Below are 23446 nucleotides of genomic sequence, written 5' to 3' on the forward strand. Positions count from 1 at the left end.
ATCCCGAACTCACGTTAAATTAAATCTTTACTGCTTAAAAAACATAGCTTAATTCCCATTTTCAGCTTTTAAATAAAATACTATATTTGTAAATTAAAAACAGACTAGAAAAATGCTTGTAATAGGAATTGCTGGTGGAACTGGATCCGGCAAAACTACCGTTGTTGATAAAATTATACAACAGCTTGATATTGAAGGAATGAACATCCTTTCTCAGGATAATTATTATCATGATAATCATAATCTGACTTTGGCAGAAAGAGAAGCTCTTAATTATGATCATCCTAAATCAATAGATTTTGACTTGCTGATCAAGCATGTAAAAGCCTTAAAGAACAATCAGCCTATTGAGCAGCCTATTTACAGTTTTGTAACTCATTCAAGAACAGGAGATCATGTAACTGTAGAACCTAAAAATGTCTTGGTAGTTGAAGGAATCTTAGTTTTAACCAACAAAGAACTTCTTAAAGAATTTGATCTGAAGGTATTTGTACATGCAGATTCAGATGAAAGATTAATCCGGAGAATAAGAAGAGATACACAGGAAAGAGGAAGAGATCTGAACGAGGTTCTGCATCGTTATCAGACAACCTTAAAGCCTATGCATCAGGAGTTTATTGAGCCTTCAAAAAATGAAGCGGATTTGATTATTCCTAATATGAGACAAAATTCTGTAGCCATTGATTTTTTGACTACTGTTATTAAAAATTCACTCAGAAAACACTAAAAAATGCCAGAAAAAGAGCTCATTAAAGACATAAAGCCAAAATCTGATACTTTAAAGTTTATCCAGAATTATATTCTGAATAAATATGTTATTACCATTGTTCTGTTTTTGGTTTGGATGATTTTCTTTGATAAAACTTCTTTTCTGGTAATTCATGAACTGAATGGCGAAATCAATAAATATGAAGAGCAGCTGGAATATTACAAATCAGAATATGAAAAGAATGATAAATTCTATAAAAAACTGATGAATAATAAGTCTGAAAAAGAAAAATATGCCAGAGAAAATTACTTTATGAAAAAGCCGAATGAAGAGATTTTCATTCTCGTGGCAGATAGTGCAAACGTTGCTAAAAAATGATATTAAGGTAAATTAATTGTCAATAGTCAATTAGCTTCGCTGTGAAATTTTAATTTAAATGTAAATATAGTTGTCAAATTTTCGTCGATTCAAGATTCACTTGTGAAAAAAATTTACGATTGACAATTCACAAATATCCATATTCCATGTCTAATACTGAAACCTTCTCAAACTGGGAAAATCTTGTTAAGAAACAACTTAAAGCAGAAGATATCTACACTATTCTAAAAAAAGAAAATCTTGAAGGAATTGAAGTTAAGCCTTTTTATCATTCGGTTGAAAAGCAGCTTCCCAATCTCCCGAAGATAGAAGAAAGTACACATTTAGTTGCTCTCTATCAGGAAAATCTGGAAGATGATGTTTTTGCTTTTTTGCTGAACGAAAATGTTGAAAGTTTGGTTGGGAAAACCATTTTTATCAATAACAAAGATTTAGCGGAACATATCAGTCCACAGGATGAAGATCAGTATTTTTCACTTATCGACGTTTTTGATGAAACAAATGCTGAAATCAACGATCAGCTGGTTAAAGAGCTTCTGGCAAAAGATTTTAAAAGAAACATCTGTGTTGATATATCTCTTCATCAGAATGCAGGTGCAGCCATTTTTCAGCAGTTAGGAATTGCTTTAGCCAAAACAAAAGAGCTAGTTGAAGTATACGGAGCCGAAATTTTAAGCAAAATAATATTCAGATTGGCTGTAGGAGGAAATTATTTCTTTGAAATGGCAAAAATCCGTGCCTTTAAGCTGGTTTTTAATCAGTTTTCAAAAGAATATGATTTAGATGATATTCCGTACATCTTTGCAGAAACTTCTTTGAGAAATAAAGCGGTTTCAGATAATGAAAATAATCTTATTCGGTCAACTTTAGAGCTTGCCTCTGCGATGATCGGTGGTGCAGATGCAGTGTACAGCAACAATTATCTTATCAATCAGTCAACAGAAAATTCGCAGGAAATTTCTTTTAAACAGCAGATTGTTTTGGCTTATGAAAGTATCATCAATGTCTTTGAAGATGCTTCCAATGGCAGCTACTATATTGAAGACCTTACTCAGCAGATTGCTGAAAAATCGTGGAAATATTTTGTTGAAATTGAAGAAAAAGGAGGTTATCTTGCTCTTTTGAAGCAGAGTTATATTCAAAAAGAAATTTATAATCATGCCATTGAAGAGCAGAAATGGGTAGAAGAAGGAAAAATCAAGCTGATTGGTGTTAATTTATACCCTAAACTGGATGTTAAAAAATCGGTTGATGATTTATACAACGAGAAAGAAATAAAAGCAGTTCGTTGGGCAGAAATGTATGAGTAATGAAAGAAAAGATGATTGATTTATTTGATTATACTTATCATTTTAACAAAGAAATGATACGTGTGATTTCAGAAAATATTTCTAAGGTAGGTGAAAAAACCATCAGTTTAATCAACCATACTCTCAATGCACAACAAATTTGGAATTCAAGAATATTGGGAGAGGAATCATGTGAAGTTTGGCAAATAAATCCTTTTGAAAATCTTAGTGAGATTAATCTGCAAAATTATCTGAAAAGTGTTGATATTATCCGAAATTCTGATCTGGATGAAACAATCGAATACCAAAATTCAAAAGGAATAAAATTTCAGAACAGCATTTTTGAAATACTTTTTCAGGCAATTAATCACTCAACATATCATAGAGGGCAAATAAACTTTTTGTTCACACAAAGCGGTATTGAACCAATACTGACAGATTATATTTTTTATAAAAGATAATTTTGAAAAAAGAAATATTAAGTTCTGAGATTCAAAAATTTATCAATACAAATCTGAAAACAGATTTGCATTCTTTGTTATTAAAAAAATCTCCATTTCCCGAAGTTTCCATGCAGGAAATCGTGCAGCAGATCAAAGGAAAACTGGTGGCACAGAAGAAGTTTCCGTTTTTACTCAAAGAAGGGATTATTTTTCCGCCTCAGCTTAATATTGAGCAGTCTTCCTCTGAAATTACCGCAAAATATAAATCTGATAATCTTAAAGGAGACCGTTTTATTGATCTGACAAGCGGATTTGGAATTGATGCCTACTATTTATCAGAAAATTTTAAAGAAATAACTCTTATAGAGCAAAATGCTGAACTTTTGGCAATTGTACGGAATAATTGGGGAATTCTAAAGAAAAAAGCAAAGTTTATCAGCAAAAAGCTTGAGGATTTTTTAGAAGAAAATAATGAAAATTTTGATGTGATATATCTTGATCCTGCAAGAAGAGATCAAAATAAAAATAAAGTTTTTCTGCTTGAGGATTTATCCCCCAATGTTTTAAAAATTCAGGATAAACTTCTTTCAATATCACGAAAAGTCCTAATAAAACTATCTCCGCTTATTGATTTGAAATATCTTGTTTCTGTATTAAAAAATGTTTCCCAAATTGATATTATCGCCGTCAAAAATGATGTGAAAGAAATTGTGATGACCCAGACTAAAGATTTTTCAGGTAAAATAATCTGTTATTGTGTAAATCTGGAGTCACAAGAAGCGTCTTTCAGCTTTTATTTTGACGATGAAAAAAATGCTGCAGCAGAATACGGTGAACCTCAGAAATTTATTTACATACCTAATAATGCTGTGCTGAAAGCAGGAATTTTCAATTTGATTTTAAATAAATTTGAACTAAGGAAACTGCATCCAAACACTCACATTTATACATCGGATGCTAAAACTGAAAATTTTCCGGGACGAATTTTGGAAATGGAAACTATTGATTCAAAACAAATTAAGAAAAAAGAACAGTATAATATTATTTCCAAAAATTATCCTTTAAAACCTGAAGAAATAAAGAAAAAATATCAACTGAAAGACGGAGGTAATAGCTATCTTATTTTTACACAGTCAAAAAAAGGTAAAATAATATTAAAATCAGTATAAAAATGTTGCCGAAAAATGCAATATTTCTTACTTTTGGGCAATTAAAAATTAAGGAATCTTATAATTCCTGCTGATCTTAAAAAAAAAATAAATATCTGCATATGAAAAAATTAGTTCTATGTTTAGCTCTTGCAACAGTAGCGGTAAGCTGCAAAAAAATTCAGGCTGGAGGAAATAAAAGTATCATTAAGCTTGAAGAAGGTGTAGAAAGATATTCTGATGCCGAGCAAACAAGTGGTCATCAAGAAGATCTTGCGGTAGAACACAAAGATGCAGGTCATGGTAATCATGAAACTGCAGCTCCTAAAAGAGATAGTGCTTCTACAGAGAAATCTTCTGATAAACACAACAAAGGTCTGCAAAAACCTTCGGTTGAACAGCATTAATATAAAACTATATTACATAAAATAATCCTGCACATTAGTGTGGGATTTGCTTTTATTATCAAGTTTATAACGAATTTATTCTAATAAATAACTGTCTTTTTTGTTTGTGATGACGGTACAATTTTTTAATTTTAACAAAATTTAAAATTATAATGCAAGAAACATTAAAGTATATCAGCGAAAACAAAAACCGTTTTGTTGATGAATTGTTTGAATTACTCAGAATACCTTCTATTTCAGCCGATCCGGCTTACAAAAATGATGTTTTGAAATGTGCAGAAGTTTGCGCAGAACATCTAAAGAATGCAGGAGCAGACAATGTTGAAATCTGCGAAACCAAAGGTTATCCTATTGTTTTTGGTGAAAAGCTGATTGATGAAAAACTCCCTACTGTTTTGGTTTACGGTCATTACGATGTACAGCCTGCAGATCCTTTAGAATTATGGAAAAAACCGCCTTTCGAACCCTATATTGAAAAAACCGATCTTCATCCTGAAGGAGCTATTTTTGCAAGAGGTTCAGCAGATGATAAAGGTCAGTTTTTTATGCAGGTAAAAGCTTTTGAAGCAATGATGAAAACCGATTCTCTTCCGTGTAATGTGAAATTTATACTGGAAGGTGAAGAAGAGGTAGGATCAGTAAGTTTAGGAAGTTGGGTAGAAGAAAATAAAGAAAAACTATCTTGCGACTGTATTTTGATTTCAGACACCCATATCTACAGCAACGAACAACCTACGGTAACCACCGGTTTGAGAGGTTTAAGCTACGTGGAAGTTGAAGTTGAAGGTCCCAACAGAGATTTGCACTCCGGATTATATGGCGGAGCAGTTCCCAACCCGATTCACGTCCTTTCAAGAATGATTGCCAAAATGATTGATGATGACGGGCATATTCTTATTGATGGCTTTTATGATAATGTGGAAACTGTTTCTGATGCCGAAAGAGCAGAAATGAATAAGCTGAAAGACAATCCTGAAGAATTTAAAAAATCAATCGGCTTAAATGGTGTAGAAGGAGAGAAGGGATATACAACTTTAGAAAGAACTTCAATTCGACCTACTTTAGACTGTAACGGGATTTGGGGCGGATATACAGGAGAAGGAGCAAAAACAGTGATTCCATCCAAAGCTTTTGCTAAAATTTCCATGCGTTTGGTTCCTTACCAGACTCCTGAAGAAATTACCGAAAAGTTTACTAAATATTTTGAAAAAATAGCTCCTGAAAATGTAAAAGTAAAAGTAACACCGCATCATGGCGGAATGCCTTATGTTTTACCGACAGACACAAAAGAATTTTTAGCGGCTAAAAATGCGATGCAGACTGCTTTTGGAAAAGAAGTTTTACCATACAGAGGCGGAGGAAGCATTCCTATTACAGCTATGTTTGAGCAGGTTTTGGGAGCAAAATCAGTATTGATGGGATTTGGTCTTGATTCTGATGCCATTCATTCACCAAACGAACATTACGGCTTATTTAATTTCTATAAAGGCATTGAAAGCATCCCTTTATTTTTTGAGAATTATTCTAAGTAATTTGCTTATAATATTACAATAAAATAATCCTCAGGATTTTTTTCTTGAGGATTATTTTAATTTTAACAAAAAATATTATCATTGATACGTGATGTTTTTTTATATTTACGCTATTAAAATTAAAATAATTATGAAAAAAGTTTTATCTTCTTTATTGTTGACTACTGCAACAGTGATGATGTTTGGACAAACAATTGTAAGTGAAAATTTTGAGTCTCTAGTATTAGGGAATCTAGGTACAAGTACAGCAGGAAATGTTGCTGGACAAAACAATTGGTACACTCTTAATGGAGCAAATACAGACTACCAAGTTGCAAATATTGATGTCGCTCATGGAAAGTCTTTAACAATTGATAGCTATGATAGTTTTGATACTACACCAAATTCTACTCTTAATGGTAGAATTGCTGCAAGACTTACATCTGTTGTTGCATCACCTGCTAATAATATTTTGCAGGTTAAGTTTGATTTTTATACAGGTTCTTCTTTAGGAGCTGGATCTGTGCAGATGAGAGTATGGGGAGTAGACGGTACTACAAGTAGAACCTTAGGAGGCTTTCAGTATAACGTTGCAACGAAAGTGCTTTCTGGGTTAGGGACAGTTAATAATTTAGTAGCAGGTACTACACCTGTTGGTCCTGCCACTTATAGTTGGGCATTTTCAGCGGCTCCGGGGTTGGTTTTAACGCCTAACACTTGGTACAGTTTAACATATGAATATAATAAAACAACAGGAAATCATACCTGGAGATATCCTGGTGGAATGGGTTCATTATCAAGCACTAGTACCAGTTACTCTTTGATTTCTGGCATGGCTGCAGAAGATATATATTTATACAATAATGCTTCTGCGGGTAATTTCATTACTAATCAAGTGGGATTTGATAACATTTTAGCACAATTTGGTAATGCTGCAACACTTGGAACTAATGATGTGAAGAATATTGCTGAAGTTTCAAGTTATATTTCAATTTCTCCAAACCCTACCTCAGATATCCTAAACATCAAAACAGATTCAACAATTAATGCAGTATCTGTAGTTGATATGACAGGAAGAAAAGTTCATGTAAAATTAAATGGTACTCAGGTAGATGTAAGAAGTCTTCCGGCTGGGACATACTTAATTAATATTGAAACTAAAGATGGTATTTCTACAGAGAAATTCATCAAAAAATAATAACTGATAAATGTTATCTTATAAAAACGCTCCAATTGGAGCGTTTTTGCTATTTTAGAAGTATTAAATTTATTAATTATGATAGAAAATAAAGTTGCATATATAACAGGAGGAACTAAAGGCATAGGTTTAGGAATCTCAGAAATTTTGTTACAAAACGGAATCAAAGTTGCTTTTTCAGGAAGAAATAAAAAAGATGTTGAGAAGATCGAAGCTAAACTAAAGGAAAATTATGGTGATGTTTTAGGATTGGTATCGGATGTAAGAAATTTGGATGATGAAGCTAATGCTGTTTCAGAAATAATCAAAAAGTTTGGCAGGCTTGATTTTGTTATTGCCAATGCAGGGCTTGGTGTTTTCAAACCAGTTGATGAACTTACTTCCGAAGAATGGAATTCTATGATTGATACCAATCTCACAGGAGTATTTCATACACTGAAAGCTTCAGTTGTTGAACTGAAAAAAACAGAAGGTTATTATATAACGATTTCAAGTCTTGCCGGAGCCAATTTTTTTGAAAACGGCACAGGTTATAATGCTTCAAAATTTGGTGTAGTTGGTTTTACCCAGGCAGCAATGATTGATCTGAGAAAATACAATATCAAATCAACCGTCATCATGCCTGGTTCAGTTGCCACTCATTTCAACGGAAATATTCCTTCAGAAAAAGATGCATGGAAGATCCAGCCACAAGATATGGGGAATCTGGTTTTGGATATTTTGAAAATGAATCCGGGAGTTTTGCCAAGCAAAATTGAGTTTAGAGCTGCAAATCCAAAGTCTTAATAACTTATAATGCACTGAATAATAATTAAATAACTGTTATGCATGCATAATATTTTTTTTAATTATATTTACAGAATTGAACTAAATAAAAAAAATACTTCATCAATCATCAGATTTAAGAAGTAAATGAAGAAATAACCAATATAAGATCGCATCAATTGGTAAAATAAAAAGACCATTAGTAGAATGTGTTTCTATATAATTTAAAAAAACAATAAATATCTACATATGAAAATATTAGTTTGTATCAGTAGTGTTCCCGATACTACTTCAAAAATTAATTTCACAGCAGATAAATCTGCGTTCGACAAAAACGGTATTCAGTGGGTAATCAACCCTCTAGACGAATTTGCTTTGACAAAAGCCATCAAATTGCAGGAATCTCAGGGCGCAACTGTTACAGTTGTAAATGTAGGAGACGCCGCTACAGAGCCTGTGGTAAGAAAGGCTTTGGCAATTGGAGCTAACGATGCGGTAAGAGTAAATCTAGATCCTAAAGACAGTTTTTCTACAGCAAAAGAAATTGCTTCAGTTGCTCAGAACGGAGGTTATGACTTAATTCTTTGTGGTAAAGAATCTATTGATTACAATGGTGGTTCTGTTCCGGGAATGGTAGCTCAGTTGTTAAATCAGCCTTTCGTAAACGCTTCAGTAGGTTTGGACGTAAACGGTAGTGAAGCTACTGCAGTAAGAGAAATTGAAGGCGGTAAAGAGACAATTTCTGTGAAATTGCCGGCTGTAATTGCTGGTCAGAAAGGTTTGGTAGACGAAAAAGATTTGATTATTCCAAACATGAGAGGAATTATGTCTGCAAGAACAAAACCTTTGCAAGTGGTAGAGCCTACTTCTTCCGAAGTAAAAGTTCAGGGAGTTTCTTATGATTCAGTTCCGCCAAGAGCTGCGGTTAAAATGGTTTCTCCTGATAATTTAGATGAATTGGTAAGACTTCTTCATGAAGAAGCTAAAGTTATTTAAGAACCAAGTAAAAGTAAAACGATTCAGGAGTTGAAATTAGCAGAATAAATTTGAACATCAAATCTCAAATTTCAAATCTTGAACATCAAACCTTAACTTTAAACAATAATTAAAATGGCAGTATTCGTATACGCAGAAAATATAAACGGAGTTTACAAAAAAGCGGCTTTTGAAGCAGTTTCGTATGCTAAAGCAGTAGCTGATCAGGCAGGAGACACCGTTACCGCAATCTCTGTAAACCCAACAGATTCTTCAGATTTATTGTATAAATATGGAGCGACTAATGTGATCAATATTAAAGACGAAGGTCTTAAAAATTTCTCGGCAAAAGCTTATGCACAGGCAGTAAGTGAAGTGGCAGAAGGAAATATTATCATTTTCCCTCATACAACAGATGCTTCTTCGGTAGCACCAATGTTGGCAGTGATGAAGAATTATTCTTTAATCACCAATGTATTGGAAGCTCCGGAAAGCATTTCACCATTTCAGGTAAAGAGAAGAGCTTTTTCAGGAAAAGGTTTCATGCATGCAAAAGCAGAAGGAACGGGAGTTATCATTACAGTTTCTCAAAACGCCTTTGGTGTGAAAGAAAATGCAGTTGCAGGTTCAGAAGAAGTAAAAGAATTGGCTGTTGCCAATGAAGATACTAAAGTGATTTCTCATGAGCAAAGTTCAGGAAAATTAGATCTTAAAGAAGCAGAAGTAGTTGTTTCTGCAGGAAGAGGGCTTAAAGGTCCGGAAAACTGGGGAATGGTAGAAGATTTAGCAAGTGTTTTAGGTGCAGCAACAGCTTGCTCCAAACCAGTTTCAGACATCGGTTGGAGAGGTCATAACGAACACGTTGGACAGACAGGAAAGGCAATTGCTCCTAACTTATATATTGCCATCGGTATTTCTGGTGCTATTCAGCATTTAGCTGGTGTAAACTCATCCAAAACAATTGTAGTGATCAACAGTGATGCAGAAGCACCGTTCTTCAAATCAGCCGATTATGGTGTTGTAGGAGACGCTTTTCAGATTGTTCCTGCATTGACAGAAAAAATAAAGGCGATAAAAGGCTAGAAAACTTTTTATCAATAATTAAGCTTCCGGGATAATTATTATTCCGGAAGTTTTTTTTAAGAATTTTTTTTATTTTATTAAAAACAGTTTTTTTATTATGGCAGCTTTTTCCGTCTTCCGCTCCCGCTTTTTTGCCGCTCCCTCCGGTCGCGACAAAAAGAGCTCCGCTCAAGCCGGGCTGCGTGACCATTACATCAAAGTAAGCCGGCAAATTAAAAGACCCATAAAATTTTAAAAATAAAAAGTATAGATAAAAAAATACATTTATCTTTGTAGTCATGGATTATAAACAGCTCATCATACGCGGAATATCGTACAGCCAGACTCAATCTGGAGCTTATGCATTGCTCTTGGAACACGAAGAAACACACATAAAACTGCCTGTTGTCATCGGCAACTTCGAGGCACAATCCATTTCTTTAGGTCTCGAAAAAGACATTCACCCACCGCGTCCTCTTACCCACGATTTATTTTCAAAATTTATAGTTTCGGCAAATTACCAGTTGGTTTCCGTTATTATTTATCAGATTGTAGACGGAGTTTTCTTCTCCAATATCAATTTCAGAAATTCCCAAACACAGGAAGAGCTTATTTTAGATGCAAGAACTTCAGATGCAGTTGCAATGGCAGTGCGTTTTGATGCGCCAATCTTTACTACACAGCAGGTTCTGAACGAAGCGGGAATTCTTCTCGAACTGGAAGAAGTTGCCAAAGAAGATGAGTCGTTCTCAGAAACGGTATCATCCGAAGAAGGCTTACAATCAATTTCTATGGAAGAGCTGCAGAAATTACTGGAAGAAGCAGTAAAGGAGGAAGATTTTGATACAGCTCTTGAGATTCAGGAAGAAATCAAGAGAAGAAAAAAGAAAATAGACTAAAAGAGATATTTATAAGATGAATTTAAAATTACGATTAACCATTCTTAGCTTCCTTCAGTTTTTTGTTTGGGGAGCATGGTTGATAACCATAGGTGTATATTGGTTTGGTACCAAGCAGTGGGGTGGTTCCGAGTTTGGAGCTGTGTTTTCTACTTTAGGTATATCTTCAATCATTATGCCTGCTTTAACGGGAATCATTGCAGACCGATGGATGAATGCGGAAAAACTTTACGGAATCCTCCATATTCTATATGGCATTACCTTATTTTTTCTTCCTCAGGTTGCAGATCCCAATCAGTTTTTCTGGATTATGTTAATAGCTATGTTTTTTTACATGCCTACTATTTCCTTATCCAATTCTATTGCCTATTATATTCTTAAAAACAACAACTATGATGTGGTAAAGGTTTTTCCTCCGATCAGAGTTTGGGGAACAGTAGGATTTATTATTGCCATGTGGATTACCAATCTTACAGGCAACAAAGAATCAGGAAATCAGTTCTATATTGCTGCTCTTTTTGCCATAATTTTAGGAATTTATGCTTTCACCTTACCCAAGTGTCCGCCTCAAAATACAATACCTAAAAATGCTACGGTTTTAGAAAAATTAGGACTAAATGCACTATCTCTTTTTGGCAATGGAAAAATGGCTATGTTTTTCATCTTTTCAATGTTTTTAGGAGCGGCTTTGCAGCTTACCAATATGTATGGTGATGCTTTTCTTTCAGACTTTGGAAGAATGCCGGAATATGCAGACAGCTTGGTTGTAAAACGGTCAACATTAATTATGTCTATATCGCAAGTATCAGAGACATTATTTATTTTGGCGATTCCGTTTTTTCTTAAAAGATTTGGAATTAAAAATGTGATGTTGATCTCAATGTTTGCATGGGTTTTAAGATTCGGCTTTTTTGCTTATGGAGTTCCTGACGGATTTGGTTTGGTGCTTATAATATTATCCTGTATTGTTTACGGGATGGCTTTTGATTTTTTCAATATTTCGGGATCTTTATTTGTGGAAACTACTACTGACTTTAAAATCAGGTCTTCAGCGCAAGGATTGTTTATGATGATGACCAATGGCTTTGGTGCAATGGGAGGAAGTCTGGTAAGCGGCTGGGTTATTCAGAATTATTTTACACTTCCCAACGGTGATAAAATGTGGCATGAAATATGGCTTTACTTCGCAGGTTATGCTTTAATAATTACAATACTATTTGGACTGTTTTTCAAACACAAACATGATCCAAAGCAAATAAAAGAAATTACACATTAATTTTTGTTAATATAAAATCAAAAAAAATGCATTCTTCGTAGAATGCATTTTTTTATTTACACAAATTCTAAATTTAATTCACACTTGTTTTTAATAATTTTTAATTATTACATTTGTAACAGAATTGCAATTTATTTAACAAATATATTTTTTTTTAACCTAATTTATAAGATATTATTATGAAAAAGAAAGTTTTTATGCTATGTATAGCAAGTGTGTTTTTGATTGGATGTGAATCTGATGAAAAGATTGAATCTGAATCTGCGGGAGTAGAAACGGCGAGTGTTTCAGCTAAAAGAAAGTGTGCTTCAGATGATGTTTTGAAAGATCAGATGGCAACAGACCCCGGATTATCTAAAAGAATTTCTGATATAGAAAACTTTACCCAGCAGAAAATCCAGCAAAATTTTCAGTCAAGATTGGTAAATGGTGTCATCGAAATACCGGTTGTGGTAAATGTTTTGTACAGAACAGCGGCCGAAAACATTTCACAGGCACAAATTCAATCGCAGATTGATGTTCTCAATAAAGATTTTAATGCTACAAATACGGATTTTAATGATGTTCCAACTTTGTTTGCAGGAGTAAAAGCTAACGTAGGTATCCGTTTTGTTTTAGATCAGGTAGTAAGAAAGTCTACTAAGAAAACATCATGGGGAACCAGAGATGCAATGAAAAAAACAAGTCAGGGAGGATTAAATCCTTTGTCTCCAACAACAAAACTTAATTTGTGGGTTTGTACTATTGGTAATGGTATATTGGGATATGCTCAGTTTCCAGGTGGTTCTTCTGCTACAGATGGAGTTGTGATAGATTCAAAATATTTCGGAACTACAGGGACGGCAACTTATCCCTACAATTTAGGAAGGACAGGTACGCATGAAGTGGGACACTGGATGAATCTTCGTCATATTTGGGGAGATGCTACTTGCGGCAATGATTTCTGTGGTGATACTCCTTCTCATAATACCGCTAATTATGGTGCTCCGGCTTATCCGCATTATAGTTCTTGCTCAGGAAATCCTGTAGAAATGACGATGAATTATATGGATTATGTGGACGATCGCGCTATGTTTATGTTTTCTACTGATCAGAAAAGCAGAATGTTGGCAATATTTCAGCCGGGAGGTCCGAGATATTCTTTTGCCCAGTAAATATTACACAAATTAAACATAATTTGCACTTTAGAAATAAGGTGCAATTTTTTTTTATTTTTAGGCAACTATTTCAAAAATGTTTCGTCTTATAATCAGAAACTAGATTCATGAAGGGACTGGAAGAGAATTTTAAGCTGGCAAAAAAACAGGATCGTAAAGCTCAAAAAGAACTTTATGAGATGTTTTCGGCTAAAATGCTTTTGGTAGCTAATTCTTATACCAATAATATTCATGATGCGGAAGATATCCTGCTTAATGCATTTTTAAAGTGTTTTTCCAAAATTAGTGAATGCAGAGAATGGAAAAGTTTTCCGTTTTGGCTGAGGAAAATTGTTGTGAATGATTCCATTACTTTCGTCAGGAAAAATAAGAATGTTATGTATGTAGATGTTGAAATTGCAGACGACTTTCCGGAAGATGAAGATGAAAATGTGTCCACTGAAATCAATATCGAAGAAATTTTCTCACATATGCCCGCAGGTTATCGGTTGATATTCAATCTTTATGTTTTCGAAGAAAAAAAACATCAGGAAATTGCAGAAATACTTAATATTTCTGAAGGAACGAGCAAAAGCCAGTTCAGTAAAGCAAAAAAATGGATTTCAGATTATTTAAAAGAAAAACGAAATGAAAAAAAATATACTGACACAATTAAAATCTGAATACGAAGAGCTTGAAATAAAGCCTTCTGCAAGCTTGTGGGATAAAATTGAATCCGGACTTGAGGAAAAGGATTTGTCACATTCAAAACAGTCTTTTCATTGGTTGAAATACGCAGCAGCTGTTATTATAATGATTTCAACAGGTTGTTGGGTTTATTTTTTTAATGATCATTCATTACCTCAAACTAAAATTTCCATTGCTGAAGAAACATCGCAGAATTCTGTGCAAAATAATAATTGGATTCCTCCTAAAATAATTCAGAAAAAAGATATTGATGACAATATTAAGCCTGAAATTGCTCAAAAAAATATTAAAATAGCATCGGATCTAAAAAAAGCAGAATATGAAAAATATCCCGATCTTATTATTGCTGCTGAACCCGACAAGATTTCTGAAATCAAAATTATTGATGATGAGAAAATTCAAATGACTCCGAAAATTACTGTTAAAGAGAATAAAAAGATCGTTTACATCACTTCAGATGATTTGCTTTTAGGAAATGAGCTTGATAAAACCAGAGAAGAGAATTACAGCGATCAAAGAAAATTTGGGGTAATTGATAAGAGCAAGATAAAAGGTCCCAATTCTCTTAAGATATTAGGTTTTACGATTTATAGCGATTCTTTAAATCACAAGTAAATTATTATCACATCATTATTTACTGTTCATTTAACCTGAACGGAAGAATTATATTTTTCAAAATCAACCACGTAAAAACAATAAAAATCTCTACATATGAAAACGAAAATTACTTTAATTGCGGCATTATTCGCCTTTAGTTACAGTTTTTCTCAGGAAAAGCCTTTTACAGACTCAGAAATGATTAAATATTCTAAAAAAATTGATAGTATCATTGTTTCGGAAAAAGGCAAAATGAATGCTGAACTGGATTCGCTTGAAAAAACTTTTAAGGAGAAAAAACTTTCTGCGGAAGAGAAACAACAACAAAAAACTGAAATAGCTCAGAAGTATGAACAAATTATTAATGAAAAAGTAGATTTGCAAAAATCTCATTTGGAAGATGCAACCAAAGAATTGGTGAAGAATTCTGTAATGGGAAAAGCGAATGGATTAAATGAGGTAATTTTTGCAGAGAACAATGCTCTTTTTAGTTTTAGAGATCCTAAAAAAAGCAAAAAAGAATTGTTGAGCGGCACAGATGTTAATTTTTCTCTGGGCTTTACAAATCTTACAAAATCTGCAGCTTCATTGGATCTGTTTACTAAATCTTCAGATGTAATTTTCGGAAAATCAGTGTCTTTATCTTTTGAGGTGCGGTATACAGGTCAGCTGGGCAAACTTACTTCTCCTGTTTTTTACAGGATTGGTCTGGGTGCAAGAAGTGATTCTTACAGGCTCGCTGATTCTAAAGTGATCGTGCAGAACGAACGCCAGATTTTCCTGGAAGATTTTTCAGCAGGTAATTTAAGAATTTCAAGAGTAGCAAACAATTACATTGTTGTTCCTGTAGATTTTGTTTTTGTTCTTAATCCTAAATATACAACAGAGAACGAAGAAAAAATGCTTGATAACTCAAAAGGGAATCTAAGGCTTACGGCAGGGATATACGGTGGTGTGAGATACCTTAGCCAAAGCCAGATTCTATACAATAATTTCAATGATCATAGAGTTAATTATCGTGAGAATATTACCGGATCTGTTAATGATTTTCTTTTTGGAGGCAAATTGTCTGTTGGTTATGGCGCATTCAACTTATTTATAAAGAAAGATTTTACACCTGCTTTTAATAATAATGCGGGCTTCACAAACAAATATGGCATTCAGATAGGCTTAGAATTACTTTATATAAATTTTTAATTTTATAACATAATCATCTTAATGTTAAATATTTATTAAATTATAATAGAATAAATTGTATATTCTGATAATTCATATTTAATTAATTGATTTTAAAACATACTGGTAATAAGTATGTTTTTTTTTGTATTTTGGCATTTCAGTACTTATGAAAAATATTCAGCTTATAGGATTGGTTTTAGTTGTCATGGGAAGTTTTCTTCCGTTGGTTCATGTTCCTATTATCGGGAACTGGAATTACTGGCAAGTAGATCATTATCTTGCTATCATCTGCTGGATTTTAAGTGCATTAGCCTTATTTGGAATGATGAATGGCTATCAGAAACTGGTCAGGATAAATGCTGTTTTGCTGATAATTCTTTTTGCATTCACCATTTTTGCAACCAAATATCAGGCATTCAGTTATTTCAGTTTTCTTCCATTCAAATCCTGGACAGAAACCCTTGCTTCAACCGTAAAGCTGAAATGGGGTTGGATTGTTGAGTTTGCAGGAGCTTTTATATTGATGTTTGGATCCAAAAGAGTTAAAGTAATTTAAATAAATAAAATAATATCATACACATGAAAGAAGTATTCATTGTTTCCGCAGTAAGAACTCCAATGGGAAGTTTTATGGGAAGTTTATCTACTGTACCTGCAACCAAATTGGGAGCTACAGCGGTAAAGGGAGCATTAGACAAAATAAATTTAGATCCTAAAAACGTTCAGGAAATCTATATGGGAAATGTTTTGCAGGCAGGTGAAGGGCAGGCTCCGGCTCGTCAGGTAGCTTTAGGAGCAGGACTTTCAAGCGAAACACCTTCTACTACAATCAATAAAGTTTGTGCTTCCGGTATGAAGGCAGTAATGATGGCAGCGCAGGCAATAAAAGCAGGTGATGCAGAAGTAATTGTTGCAGGTGGAATGGAAAATATGTCGATGGTTCCTCATTACTATAATGCAAGAAATGCTGCTAAATTAGGTGATGTAAAAATGCAGGACGGGATGGTTTTAGACGGTCTTACAGACGTTTATAACAAGGTTCACATGGGAGTTTGCGCAGAGAAGTGCGCAACAGATTACAGTTTCTCAAGAGAAGATCAGGATAATTTTGCAATAGAGTCTTATAAAAGATCTGCAAAAGCATGGAGCGAAGGTAAATTTGCAGAAGAAGTTGTTCCTGTTAGTATTCCTCAAAGAAAAGGAGAACCTGTAATATTTGCTGAAGATGAAGAATATAAATCTGTGAATTTTGACAGGCTGCCTACACTTCCTACGGTTTTCAAAAAAGAAGAAGGAACAGTTACTGCAGCAAATGCATCTACGTTGAATGACGGTGCATCTGCATTGATTTTGGTTTCTAAAGAAAAAATGGACGAACTAGGACTGAAACCTTTGGCTAAGATTATTTCTTATGCTGATGCAGCTCAGGAACCTGAAAACTTTACAACAGCTCCGGCAAAAGCATTGCCAATTGCTCTTAAAAAAGCAGGTCTGGAAATTTCAGATATTGATTTTTTTGAGTTTAACGAAGCTTTCTCTGTAGTTGGTTTGGCAAACAATAAGATTTTGGGATTAGATGCTGCTAAAGTAAATGTAAACGGAGGAGCGGTAGCTTTAGGTCATCCGCTGGGAAGTTCTGGTTCAAGAATTATAGTTACCTTAATCAATATTTTAAAGCAAAATAACGGTAAATATGGAGCTGCAGCAATTTGCAACGGCGGCGGTGGTGCTTCTGCAATTGTTATTGAGAATATGTAATACTTTATGAAATTTAAATTAGCTATCACTGTTTTTTTTGTTGGATTTTTAATAACTCTGCTAGGTGCGTGGCTGAAAATTACTCACATCTCAGTTGGTCCTCTCAATGGAAATGTAAGTCTAACCATTGGTACAATTATTCAGGTTGTAAGTGTTGTATTATTAATAATCCAAATAGTGATAAGCAAAAAAAGTTAAAGGCTTTTTAAATAAGTAAATTTTATTAAGATTTAGAGACCAAGAGCATTTATGTTTTTGGTTTTTATTTTTCAAGAACTAACTTAATTTTAATAAATCAATAAAATTTAAGCTAATAAAAATAAAAACTGCTGAATGTTCAGCGGTTTTTCTATTTTTGTGAAACTAATTGTTTTGAAAATGTCTCAAACTGAAATTCAACCGACTCAGAATATCAAGAATAATCCGAAAATAATGAAAGCCTGGGCGGTCTATGACTGGGCAAATTCAGTTTATTCTCTGGTTATTACCTCAACTATATTCCCAATTTACTATTCGATCATTACCACAGCTTACGAAAAAAAAGAGTTTGTGCAGGAAACCGGAAGGTGGATTGATGTTCCCGTCAGACACATGATTACTATTTTGGGGAAAGAATATCAACCGGATGCGGTTTACGGATATTCTTTAACTATTTCGTTCCTTATTGTGGTCTTACTGTCTCCATTTTTATCGTCATTAGCCGACACCATTGGAAACAAAAAGTCTTTCTTACAGTTTTTCTGCTATCTTGGAGCCACTTCATGTATGGGATTGGCGATGTTTACAGGAATGCATAATGTCTTTCTAGGATTATTGTTCAGTATTACTGCGAGTGTGGGTTTTTGGGGAAGTCTGGTGTTTTACAATTCGTTTCTTCCGGATATTGCCACAAGAGACAAGCAGGATGCACTTTCTGCAAAAGGCTATGTATACGGATATATTGGTTCGGTAGTTTTGGTTGTTCTTTGTCTGGTTTTAATCATGGTTTTGGCTAAAGGAGAAGAGCAGAAGCTTATATTCACAAGAATTACGTTTCTTTTGACGGGAGCATGGTGGTTCGGATTTTCACAGTATACTTTCAAACACTTGCCTCAGTTTGGTGATGTTAAAGAAAAGCTGCCTAAAGATTTAGTACTCTTAAATTATAAAAACATCTTCAAAAGACATGAAGAGCAGGGCGGTTTTTTTGAGGTTTTAAAAGACAATTTCAGCTTCTATAAAGATATAGCAAAAGAAAGCTTCAAAGAACTTTTCAAAGTAGGAAAAGGACTTTTTAAAGATAGAAATCTAAAGTTTTTCTTATCAAGTTTTTTCTTTTACAGTGTAGGAATGCAGACTATTTTCCTTATGGCAACGCTATTTGGTAAAAGTGAAATCAACCTGGCTCAGGATAAGCTGATCGGAACTTTATTAATCATTCAGATAGAAGCGATTATTGGCGCAGTTATTTTTTCCAGACTTTCAAGAAAAATCGGGAACAAAAACGTGATTTCTATTGCCGTAATCTTATGGATTGTTGCCTGTATCTGGGCATTTTTCCTCAATAAAGAGAATCCTACCGTAGAATATCAGTTTTACGGTGTTGCTGCGGTTGTCGGCTTGGTAATGGGCGGGTTACAGGCTATGTCCAGATCTACATATTCCAAGCTGCTGCCTGAAAATTCAATGGAAAATACTACATTTTTCAGTTTTTACGATGTTCTTGAGAAAATGGCAATTATTGTAGGAACATTTGTGTTTGCTTTATTCATAGACAAATACGATACGCTTATCAGAATTTTTGCTAAAATTGATGTTGCTTTACCTTCTGCATCAGGAATGCGATTTGCTGCCTTTTCGATGGCTATATTTTTCTTTATGGGACTTATCTTAATTCGTTTTTTGGATGTGCCTAAAGTAAAGGATAGGGATACTTTATAGTTGGCTTAAAATTTGTTAAATATTCAGCAGAATATCTTAACTTTGCAAAAACATATTAACACACAATGACGAACCCTTTATTTTATGCTAAAATAATCCTTTTCGGAGAATATGGAATGATAGAAGACTCACAAGGTCTTGTAGTTCCGTATAGTTTTTATAAGGGAACCTTAAAGTTTTCAAAGCAAAATTCCGATTCAGAATTCGAAAAAAAATCTAATCATCATTTGCAGAAGTACGCAGATTTTTTAGAAAACCTTATACTTCCTGAAAGTTTTAAGCTAGACGTCAGCCGTTTTAAAAATGATATTTCGAAAGGTCTTTTCTTCGATTCCAATATTCCTCAGGGATATGGAGTTGGAAGTTCAGGAGCTTTGGTCGCAGCAATTTTTGAAAAATATTCTTTCACAAAACATAATCCTGAAACCATTTCTAAAGAAAACCTGAAAAATATAAAAGCTGTTTTTGGTGAAATGGAAAGTTACTTTCACGGGAAAAGCTCAGGAATGGATCCTTTGATTTGCTACATGAATCTGCCTATTCTTATTGAAAATAAAGAAAATCTGGATAAAGTAGCAATTCCAGAAGGCGAGGAAGGTAAAGGAGCCATATTTCTGATTGATTCCGGTATTACAGGAGAAACGGGACCAATGATTCAGATTTTCTTTGAAAAGATGAAGACAGAAGGCTTCCGAAAAACACTGAAAGAAGAGTTTATCAGGTACAATAATGCATGTATTGATTCTTTCCTTAAAAAGGATATGAATCCGTTTTTTAGAAATCTTAAGAAGCTTTCCCACTGGGCTTATGAGCATTTCCGTCCAATGATTCCAGAAAGTATTTTCAACATCTGGAAAAAAGGTCTGGATTCCAATGCCTATTATCTTAAACTTTGCGGAAGCGGCGGTGGCGGCTATATTCTTGGGTTTACTAAAGACTACGAAAAAGCAGAAAAAATGCTTGATGGCTTCCAGAAGGAAGTGATTTACAGATTCTAAAAACTTGGAAATGATTTCTGAAAAAGAGAGTTTCCAACAGAAAAATTATATCCAGAAATCTTTACTATACAGATTATCACAATTCGTGGGCTTTCTTTTAGGCGCACGTTTTTTTGTGGCTGCCTTGCTTACTTTTGCGCTTTATGTTTCCACTTTTTTTCTGTTTAACCAAGAAGAATCTTTCAGAAAATTTGTGTTTGATTTTAAAGTTCATGGGATTATTTTTTGCACAGTTCTTTCTATTCTGGCAGGAGGAATCATTAATCAATTCTATGATTTGGAAAAAGATCATCTTGTTAAACCATTCAGAACCAGAATACAGCGTTTTATCAAGCAAAAGTATTTTCTGTATTTTTATTTGATATTGACGGTTATTTCGCTCGGAGTTGCAAGCTTCATTTCTCACCGTGTTCTTATATTTTTTATTGTTTACCAGTTTTTTATGTGGTTTTACAGCCATAAGCTGAGCCGTATTTTAGTGATTAATAATCTCACTTTCGTCAGTCTCACTTTATATCCGTTTTTTGGAATGATGGTGTATTACGAAACATTTTCCATTAAAATATTTTTGATGGCAATTTTTCTGTTCTTGGTTCTATTATGCGTTGATATAGTGAAAGATATGTTGACAAAAAGTGTTGATAAGACATTTGGTTACATTACAATTCCCAACTTTTTTAATGTAAAAAAGACCAATACAATTGTCATATCATTATTTATTATTACGATGGCAGTTTCTATGAAAATTGTTACCAGAACAGATATATCGGGTTCTATGTACAATTATTTTGTGGCGGGAATATTTGTTATGATTTTATGTGTTTATTTGATAATTAATTCTTCAAAACAATCTAAAGTTTTAACTCTCAATATTTTACGACTTTGGATTTTTATAGGAATTATGGCAATGCTTATTTCAGGAATTCAGGGTAATTTATAAAGAAAAAACTTTAATAAAGTGGTGGTTATTCTTACATTTGTACTAATAAATTTAACATAAAAGAATGCCCATTTTTAACGATACTAAAGTTGCTTTTGCAGATAAAACAGATGCACAGCTTAAAAAAGCGTACTGGATGTTTAAAATGATTGAACAGCCTGCATTAACCAATCTTGGCACCTCTGTCCTGAATTTTACTGTCCACAATGATTTTCCTTTTGTGAAAGGAATTGTTAAAAATACACTTTTCGAACAGTTTGTAGGCGGAGAAACCCGTGAAGAAAGCATGAAAGTGGTTAAACAGCTTTTCAAAAGAGGGGTAGGAAGTATTTTTGATTACTCCATTGAAGGAAAAGAGGACGAAGAAACTTTTGATGCAGTCTGTAATGAAATTAAAGATATTGTTAAATTTTCTGTAGGAAATCCTGCTATTCCTTTTATTGTTTTCAAACCCACTGCTTTTGGAAGAATTGATCTTTACGAAGCTGTAGGAAAAGGATCTGAGCTTACTTCAAGCCAGAAAGAAGAGTGGCAGAGAGTAGTAAAAAGATTTGATGAGGTATGCAGACTTTGCCATGAGAACAACAAAAAAGTTATGGTAGATGCAGAAGAAACATGGATGCAGGATGCTGCAGATCAACTGTGTGAAGAAATGATGGAAAAATACAATCAGGAAAAGCCAATTGTATGGAACACCATTCAGATGTACAGAACGGGCAGACTGGAATATATGGAGCAGCATCTTCAGCGGGCAAAAGATAAAAACTATTTTATTGGTTATAAGATTGTTCGTGGTGCCTACATGGAAAAAGAGAGAGAAAGAGCAGTACAAAAAGGGTATCCGGATCCTATACAGCCAACCAAAGATGCTTCTGATAAAAATTATAATTCAGGAATTGATTTTGTGATGAATCATTTGGACAGAGTTTCTGCATTTTTCGGAACGCATAACGAAATATCTTCTGAGCTTGTGATGGACAAAATGAAAGCAAAAGGTCTTAACAATGATCATGAAAACATTTATTTTGGACAGCTTTACGGGATGAGTGACAATATCACTTTCTATCTTGCGGATAAAGGCTATAATGCAACGAAATATCTTCCTTACGGACCTGTAAAAGATGTTGTTCCTTATCTTACCAGAAGAGCCAGAGAAAATACTTCTGTTGCTGGTCAAACTGGAAGAGAATTGGGCTTGATAAAAAAAGAACTGGAAAGGAGGAGAAAATAAATTTCTTTCAATAAAAATTAGTCAAAAAACTTCATCATCTGATGGAGTTTTTTTAATTTACGGTTCAAAACTTTCAAATTTTCCGTTTTCATAAAACAAAACAATTCTTTTGACCTTACTATTCTGATTTTCAGCAGATTTAATAATTTGTTCCGAACTATTCTGTTCTAAACGCTGAGAATCGGATATTTTTCTTTCTTCCGGAACTTTGTGCATTATATCAGATTCTGAAGTTGTTTTAAAAGTTGGCATTACTTCCTCTTTACTATCTTCCAAATTTGTTTCTTCATTAATCAACGTAAAAAGATCGGGTAGAGAAGTAGGCTTGTTTTTTTCCGGTTCAATAATTTCTTCGTTCTCTTCTGCAGGTAAATCAGATTTCAGCATTTCACCATCGCCATTCACCAACCAATCCCACAAAATTTCAGGAAAGCGAGATTTTATTTTTATAATAAATTCAAGAGAAGGTTTATTCCGTCCGGAAGTTACATGGGAAACAGATGATCGCTGCACATCAATTTCATCTGCAAATTCTGAAGAAGTATATCCGGAATATTCTATAATTTTTGAAATTCTCTCATTTAAACTCATAATTTTTTGTCTCATAAACCTAATTACAAATGTAAAAAATTAATTTACAATACTAAAATACATTTGTATACAAATTTAAATCTTTTAGTAAACAAATGTAACAGCGTTATTTAATTGATAATCAATGTTTTATTCGTTAAATGTTTTTAGTGTATTTAGATTGTATAATTATTATCAATTTAAAGCAACGCATTAGATAAGCTGCTTTAATAAAACTTAACAACTTTTGTCTTTCTAAAATTCATGGCTGTTATCTACAGAAAAAATGATTTGAGAAGTAAATGATTCTGTAGAGTAGGATAGTGGATGTATAGGCTACAACCCATTA

Annotated in this window: 24 protein-coding genes; 23 read left to right on the forward strand and 1 reads right to left on the reverse strand. The window is 33.7% G+C overall.

The window, feature by feature from the left end; genetic code table 11:
- The first annotated feature begins 112 nt into the window (after positions 1–112).
- From udk to AC0NBN_RS16995, 23 genes are all read left to right on the forward strand, one after another.
- The gene (gene udk / locus AC0NBN_RS16885; protein ID WP_130913579.1) at positions 113–727 is read left to right on the forward strand and encodes a uridine kinase; all 615 of its coding nucleotides are present in this window, start codon (positions 113–115) and stop codon (positions 725–727) included.
- A 3-nt stretch (positions 728–730) separates the two neighbouring features.
- On the forward strand, positions 731–1087 hold the full coding sequence (locus tag AC0NBN_RS16890; protein WP_160814138.1) for a septum formation initiator family protein: 357 nt from the start codon (positions 731–733) through the stop codon (positions 1085–1087).
- A gap of 146 nt (positions 1088–1233) precedes the next feature.
- Positions 1234–2397 carry a methylmalonyl-CoA mutase family protein gene (locus AC0NBN_RS16895; RefSeq protein ID WP_160814139.1) on the forward strand — a complete coding sequence of 388 codons (1164 nt, stop codon included), beginning with the start codon at positions 1234–1236 and terminating at the stop codon, positions 2395–2397.
- Positions 2397–2837, forward strand: coding sequence for a DinB family protein (locus AC0NBN_RS16900; protein ID WP_160814140.1), 441 nt, complete (start codon positions 2397–2399; stop codon positions 2835–2837). Before AC0NBN_RS16895 ends, AC0NBN_RS16900 begins: the two co-directional genes overlap by 1 nt.
- Positions 2838–2839: 2 nt before the next feature.
- On the forward strand, positions 2840–3988 hold the full coding sequence (locus AC0NBN_RS16905; protein ID WP_474468896.1) for a class I SAM-dependent methyltransferase: 1149 nt from the start codon (positions 2840–2842) through the stop codon (positions 3986–3988).
- Positions 3989–4089: 101 nt separating this feature from the next.
- Positions 4090–4374, forward strand: a complete 285-nt coding sequence (locus AC0NBN_RS16910; protein ID WP_130913575.1) for a hypothetical protein — start codon at positions 4090–4092, stop codon at positions 4372–4374.
- Positions 4375–4526: 152 nt separating this feature from the next.
- Positions 4527–5906 carry a dipeptidase gene (locus AC0NBN_RS16915; RefSeq protein ID WP_160814141.1) on the forward strand — a complete coding sequence of 460 codons (1380 nt, stop codon included), beginning with the start codon at positions 4527–4529 and terminating at the stop codon, positions 5904–5906.
- Between the two features lie 130 nt (positions 5907–6036).
- Complete coding sequence (locus AC0NBN_RS16920) at positions 6037–7083, forward strand: T9SS type A sorting domain-containing protein (protein WP_160814142.1); 1047 nt, start codon at positions 6037–6039, stop codon at positions 7081–7083.
- 78 nt (positions 7084–7161) lie between these two features.
- Entirely contained in the window at positions 7162–7869 is a 708-nt protein-coding gene (locus tag AC0NBN_RS16925; RefSeq protein WP_160814143.1) for an SDR family oxidoreductase, read from the forward strand.
- A 228-nt stretch (positions 7870–8097) separates the two neighbouring features.
- Positions 8098–8844, forward strand: a complete 747-nt coding sequence (locus AC0NBN_RS16930; protein WP_160814144.1) for an electron transfer flavoprotein subunit beta/FixA family protein — start codon at positions 8098–8100, stop codon at positions 8842–8844.
- 114 nt (positions 8845–8958) lie between these two features.
- The gene (locus AC0NBN_RS16935; RefSeq protein WP_160814145.1) at positions 8959–9906 is read left to right on the forward strand and encodes an electron transfer flavoprotein subunit alpha/FixB family protein; all 948 of its coding nucleotides are present in this window, start codon (positions 8959–8961) and stop codon (positions 9904–9906) included.
- A gap of 278 nt (positions 9907–10184) precedes the next feature.
- Positions 10185–10784 carry a bifunctional nuclease family protein gene (locus AC0NBN_RS16940; RefSeq protein WP_160814146.1) on the forward strand — a complete coding sequence of 200 codons (600 nt, stop codon included), beginning with the start codon at positions 10185–10187 and terminating at the stop codon, positions 10782–10784.
- A gap of 16 nt (positions 10785–10800) precedes the next feature.
- Complete coding sequence (locus AC0NBN_RS16945) at positions 10801–12060, forward strand: nucleoside permease (protein ID WP_160814147.1); 1260 nt, start codon at positions 10801–10803, stop codon at positions 12058–12060.
- 179 nt (positions 12061–12239) lie between these two features.
- The gene (locus AC0NBN_RS16950) at positions 12240–13214 is read left to right on the forward strand and encodes a zinc metalloprotease (protein WP_160814148.1); all 975 of its coding nucleotides are present in this window, start codon (positions 12240–12242) and stop codon (positions 13212–13214) included.
- Positions 13215–13324: 110 nt separating this feature from the next.
- Entirely contained in the window at positions 13325–13879 is a 555-nt protein-coding gene (locus AC0NBN_RS16955; RefSeq protein ID WP_143884330.1) for an RNA polymerase sigma factor, read from the forward strand.
- On the forward strand, positions 13845–14519 hold the full coding sequence (locus AC0NBN_RS16960; RefSeq protein ID WP_143884329.1) for a hypothetical protein: 675 nt from the start codon (positions 13845–13847) through the stop codon (positions 14517–14519). Before AC0NBN_RS16955 ends, AC0NBN_RS16960 begins: the two co-directional genes overlap by 35 nt.
- Before the next feature lie 96 nt (positions 14520–14615).
- Positions 14616–15698, forward strand: a complete 1083-nt coding sequence (locus tag AC0NBN_RS16965) for a hypothetical protein (protein ID WP_143884328.1) — start codon at positions 14616–14618, stop codon at positions 15696–15698.
- Positions 15699–15846: 148 nt separating this feature from the next.
- Complete coding sequence (locus tag AC0NBN_RS16970) at positions 15847–16236, forward strand: hypothetical protein (RefSeq protein WP_160814149.1); 390 nt, start codon at positions 15847–15849, stop codon at positions 16234–16236.
- A 23-nt stretch (positions 16237–16259) separates the two neighbouring features.
- Positions 16260–17438, forward strand: a complete 1179-nt coding sequence (locus tag AC0NBN_RS16975; RefSeq protein WP_160814150.1) for an acetyl-CoA C-acyltransferase — start codon at positions 16260–16262, stop codon at positions 17436–17438.
- A gap of 378 nt (positions 17439–17816) precedes the next feature.
- Entirely contained in the window at positions 17817–19358 is a 1542-nt protein-coding gene (locus tag AC0NBN_RS16980) for an MFS transporter (protein WP_160814151.1), read from the forward strand.
- 65 nt (positions 19359–19423) lie between these two features.
- Positions 19424–20356, forward strand: coding sequence for a mevalonate kinase family protein (locus AC0NBN_RS16985; protein ID WP_143884325.1), 933 nt, complete (start codon positions 19424–19426; stop codon positions 20354–20356).
- A 10-nt stretch (positions 20357–20366) separates the two neighbouring features.
- Positions 20367–21296, forward strand: coding sequence for a UbiA family prenyltransferase (locus tag AC0NBN_RS16990; protein ID WP_474468906.1), 930 nt, complete (start codon positions 20367–20369; stop codon positions 21294–21296).
- A 64-nt stretch (positions 21297–21360) separates the two neighbouring features.
- Positions 21361–22527, forward strand: coding sequence for a proline dehydrogenase family protein (locus tag AC0NBN_RS16995; protein ID WP_160814050.1), 1167 nt, complete (start codon positions 21361–21363; stop codon positions 22525–22527).
- 57 nt (positions 22528–22584) lie between these two features.
- On the opposite strand, the gene AC0NBN_RS17000 is transcribed toward AC0NBN_RS16995, so the two are convergent.
- Positions 22585–23133: a helix-turn-helix domain-containing protein gene (locus AC0NBN_RS17000; RefSeq protein WP_474468908.1), complete on the reverse strand. Its 549-nt coding sequence runs from the start codon at positions 23131–23133 to the stop codon at positions 22585–22587.
- Between the last annotated feature and the right edge of the window lie 313 nt (positions 23134–23446).

The organism is Chryseobacterium sp. L12, assembly GCF_056133985.1.

Bases quoted from the DNA above. Each gene is read 5' to 3' on its own strand.
- AC0NBN_RS17000 (WP_474468908.1), bottom strand. From the start codon at position 23,133: ATGAGACAAAAAATTATGAGTTTAAATGAGAGAATTTCAAAAATTATA.
- AC0NBN_RS16950 (WP_160814148.1), top strand. From the start codon at position 12,240: ATGAAAAAGAAAGTTTTTATGCTATGTATAGCAAGTGTGTTTTTGATT.
- AC0NBN_RS16980 (WP_160814151.1), top strand. From the start codon at position 17,817: ATGTCTCAAACTGAAATTCAACCGACTCAGAATATCAAGAATAATCCG.
- AC0NBN_RS16945 (WP_160814147.1), top strand. From the start codon at position 10,801: ATGAATTTAAAATTACGATTAACCATTCTTAGCTTCCTTCAGTTTTTT.
- AC0NBN_RS16965 (WP_143884328.1), top strand. From the start codon at position 14,616: ATGAAAACGAAAATTACTTTAATTGCGGCATTATTCGCCTTTAGTTAC.
- AC0NBN_RS16925 (WP_160814143.1), top strand. From the start codon at position 7,162: ATGATAGAAAATAAAGTTGCATATATAACAGGAGGAACTAAAGGCATA.
- AC0NBN_RS16900 (WP_160814140.1), top strand. From the start codon at position 2,397: ATGAAAGAAAAGATGATTGATTTATTTGATTATACTTATCATTTTAAC.
- AC0NBN_RS16990 (WP_474468906.1), top strand. From the start codon at position 20,367: ATGATTTCTGAAAAAGAGAGTTTCCAACAGAAAAATTATATCCAGAAA.
- AC0NBN_RS16895 (WP_160814139.1), top strand. From the start codon at position 1,234: ATGTCTAATACTGAAACCTTCTCAAACTGGGAAAATCTTGTTAAGAAA.
- AC0NBN_RS16920 (WP_160814142.1), top strand. From the start codon at position 6,037: ATGAAAAAAGTTTTATCTTCTTTATTGTTGACTACTGCAACAGTGATG.
- AC0NBN_RS16890 (WP_160814138.1), top strand. From the start codon at position 731: ATGCCAGAAAAAGAGCTCATTAAAGACATAAAGCCAAAATCTGATACT.
- AC0NBN_RS16955 (WP_143884330.1), top strand. From the start codon at position 13,325: ATGAAGGGACTGGAAGAGAATTTTAAGCTGGCAAAAAAACAGGATCGT.
- AC0NBN_RS16985 (WP_143884325.1), top strand. From the start codon at position 19,424: ATGACGAACCCTTTATTTTATGCTAAAATAATCCTTTTCGGAGAATAT.
- AC0NBN_RS16930 (WP_160814144.1), top strand. From the start codon at position 8,098: ATGAAAATATTAGTTTGTATCAGTAGTGTTCCCGATACTACTTCAAAA.
- AC0NBN_RS16935 (WP_160814145.1), top strand. From the start codon at position 8,959: ATGGCAGTATTCGTATACGCAGAAAATATAAACGGAGTTTACAAAAAA.
- udk (WP_130913579.1), top strand. From the start codon at position 113: ATGCTTGTAATAGGAATTGCTGGTGGAACTGGATCCGGCAAAACTACC.
- AC0NBN_RS16910 (WP_130913575.1), top strand. From the start codon at position 4,090: ATGAAAAAATTAGTTCTATGTTTAGCTCTTGCAACAGTAGCGGTAAGC.
- AC0NBN_RS16975 (WP_160814150.1), top strand. From the start codon at position 16,260: ATGAAAGAAGTATTCATTGTTTCCGCAGTAAGAACTCCAATGGGAAGT.
- AC0NBN_RS16960 (WP_143884329.1), top strand. From the start codon at position 13,845: ATGAAAAAAAATATACTGACACAATTAAAATCTGAATACGAAGAGCTT.
- AC0NBN_RS16995 (WP_160814050.1), top strand. From the start codon at position 21,361: ATGCCCATTTTTAACGATACTAAAGTTGCTTTTGCAGATAAAACAGAT.
- AC0NBN_RS16970 (WP_160814149.1), top strand. From the start codon at position 15,847: ATGAAAAATATTCAGCTTATAGGATTGGTTTTAGTTGTCATGGGAAGT.
- AC0NBN_RS16940 (WP_160814146.1), top strand. From the start codon at position 10,185: ATGGATTATAAACAGCTCATCATACGCGGAATATCGTACAGCCAGACT.
- AC0NBN_RS16915 (WP_160814141.1), top strand. From the start codon at position 4,527: ATGCAAGAAACATTAAAGTATATCAGCGAAAACAAAAACCGTTTTGTT.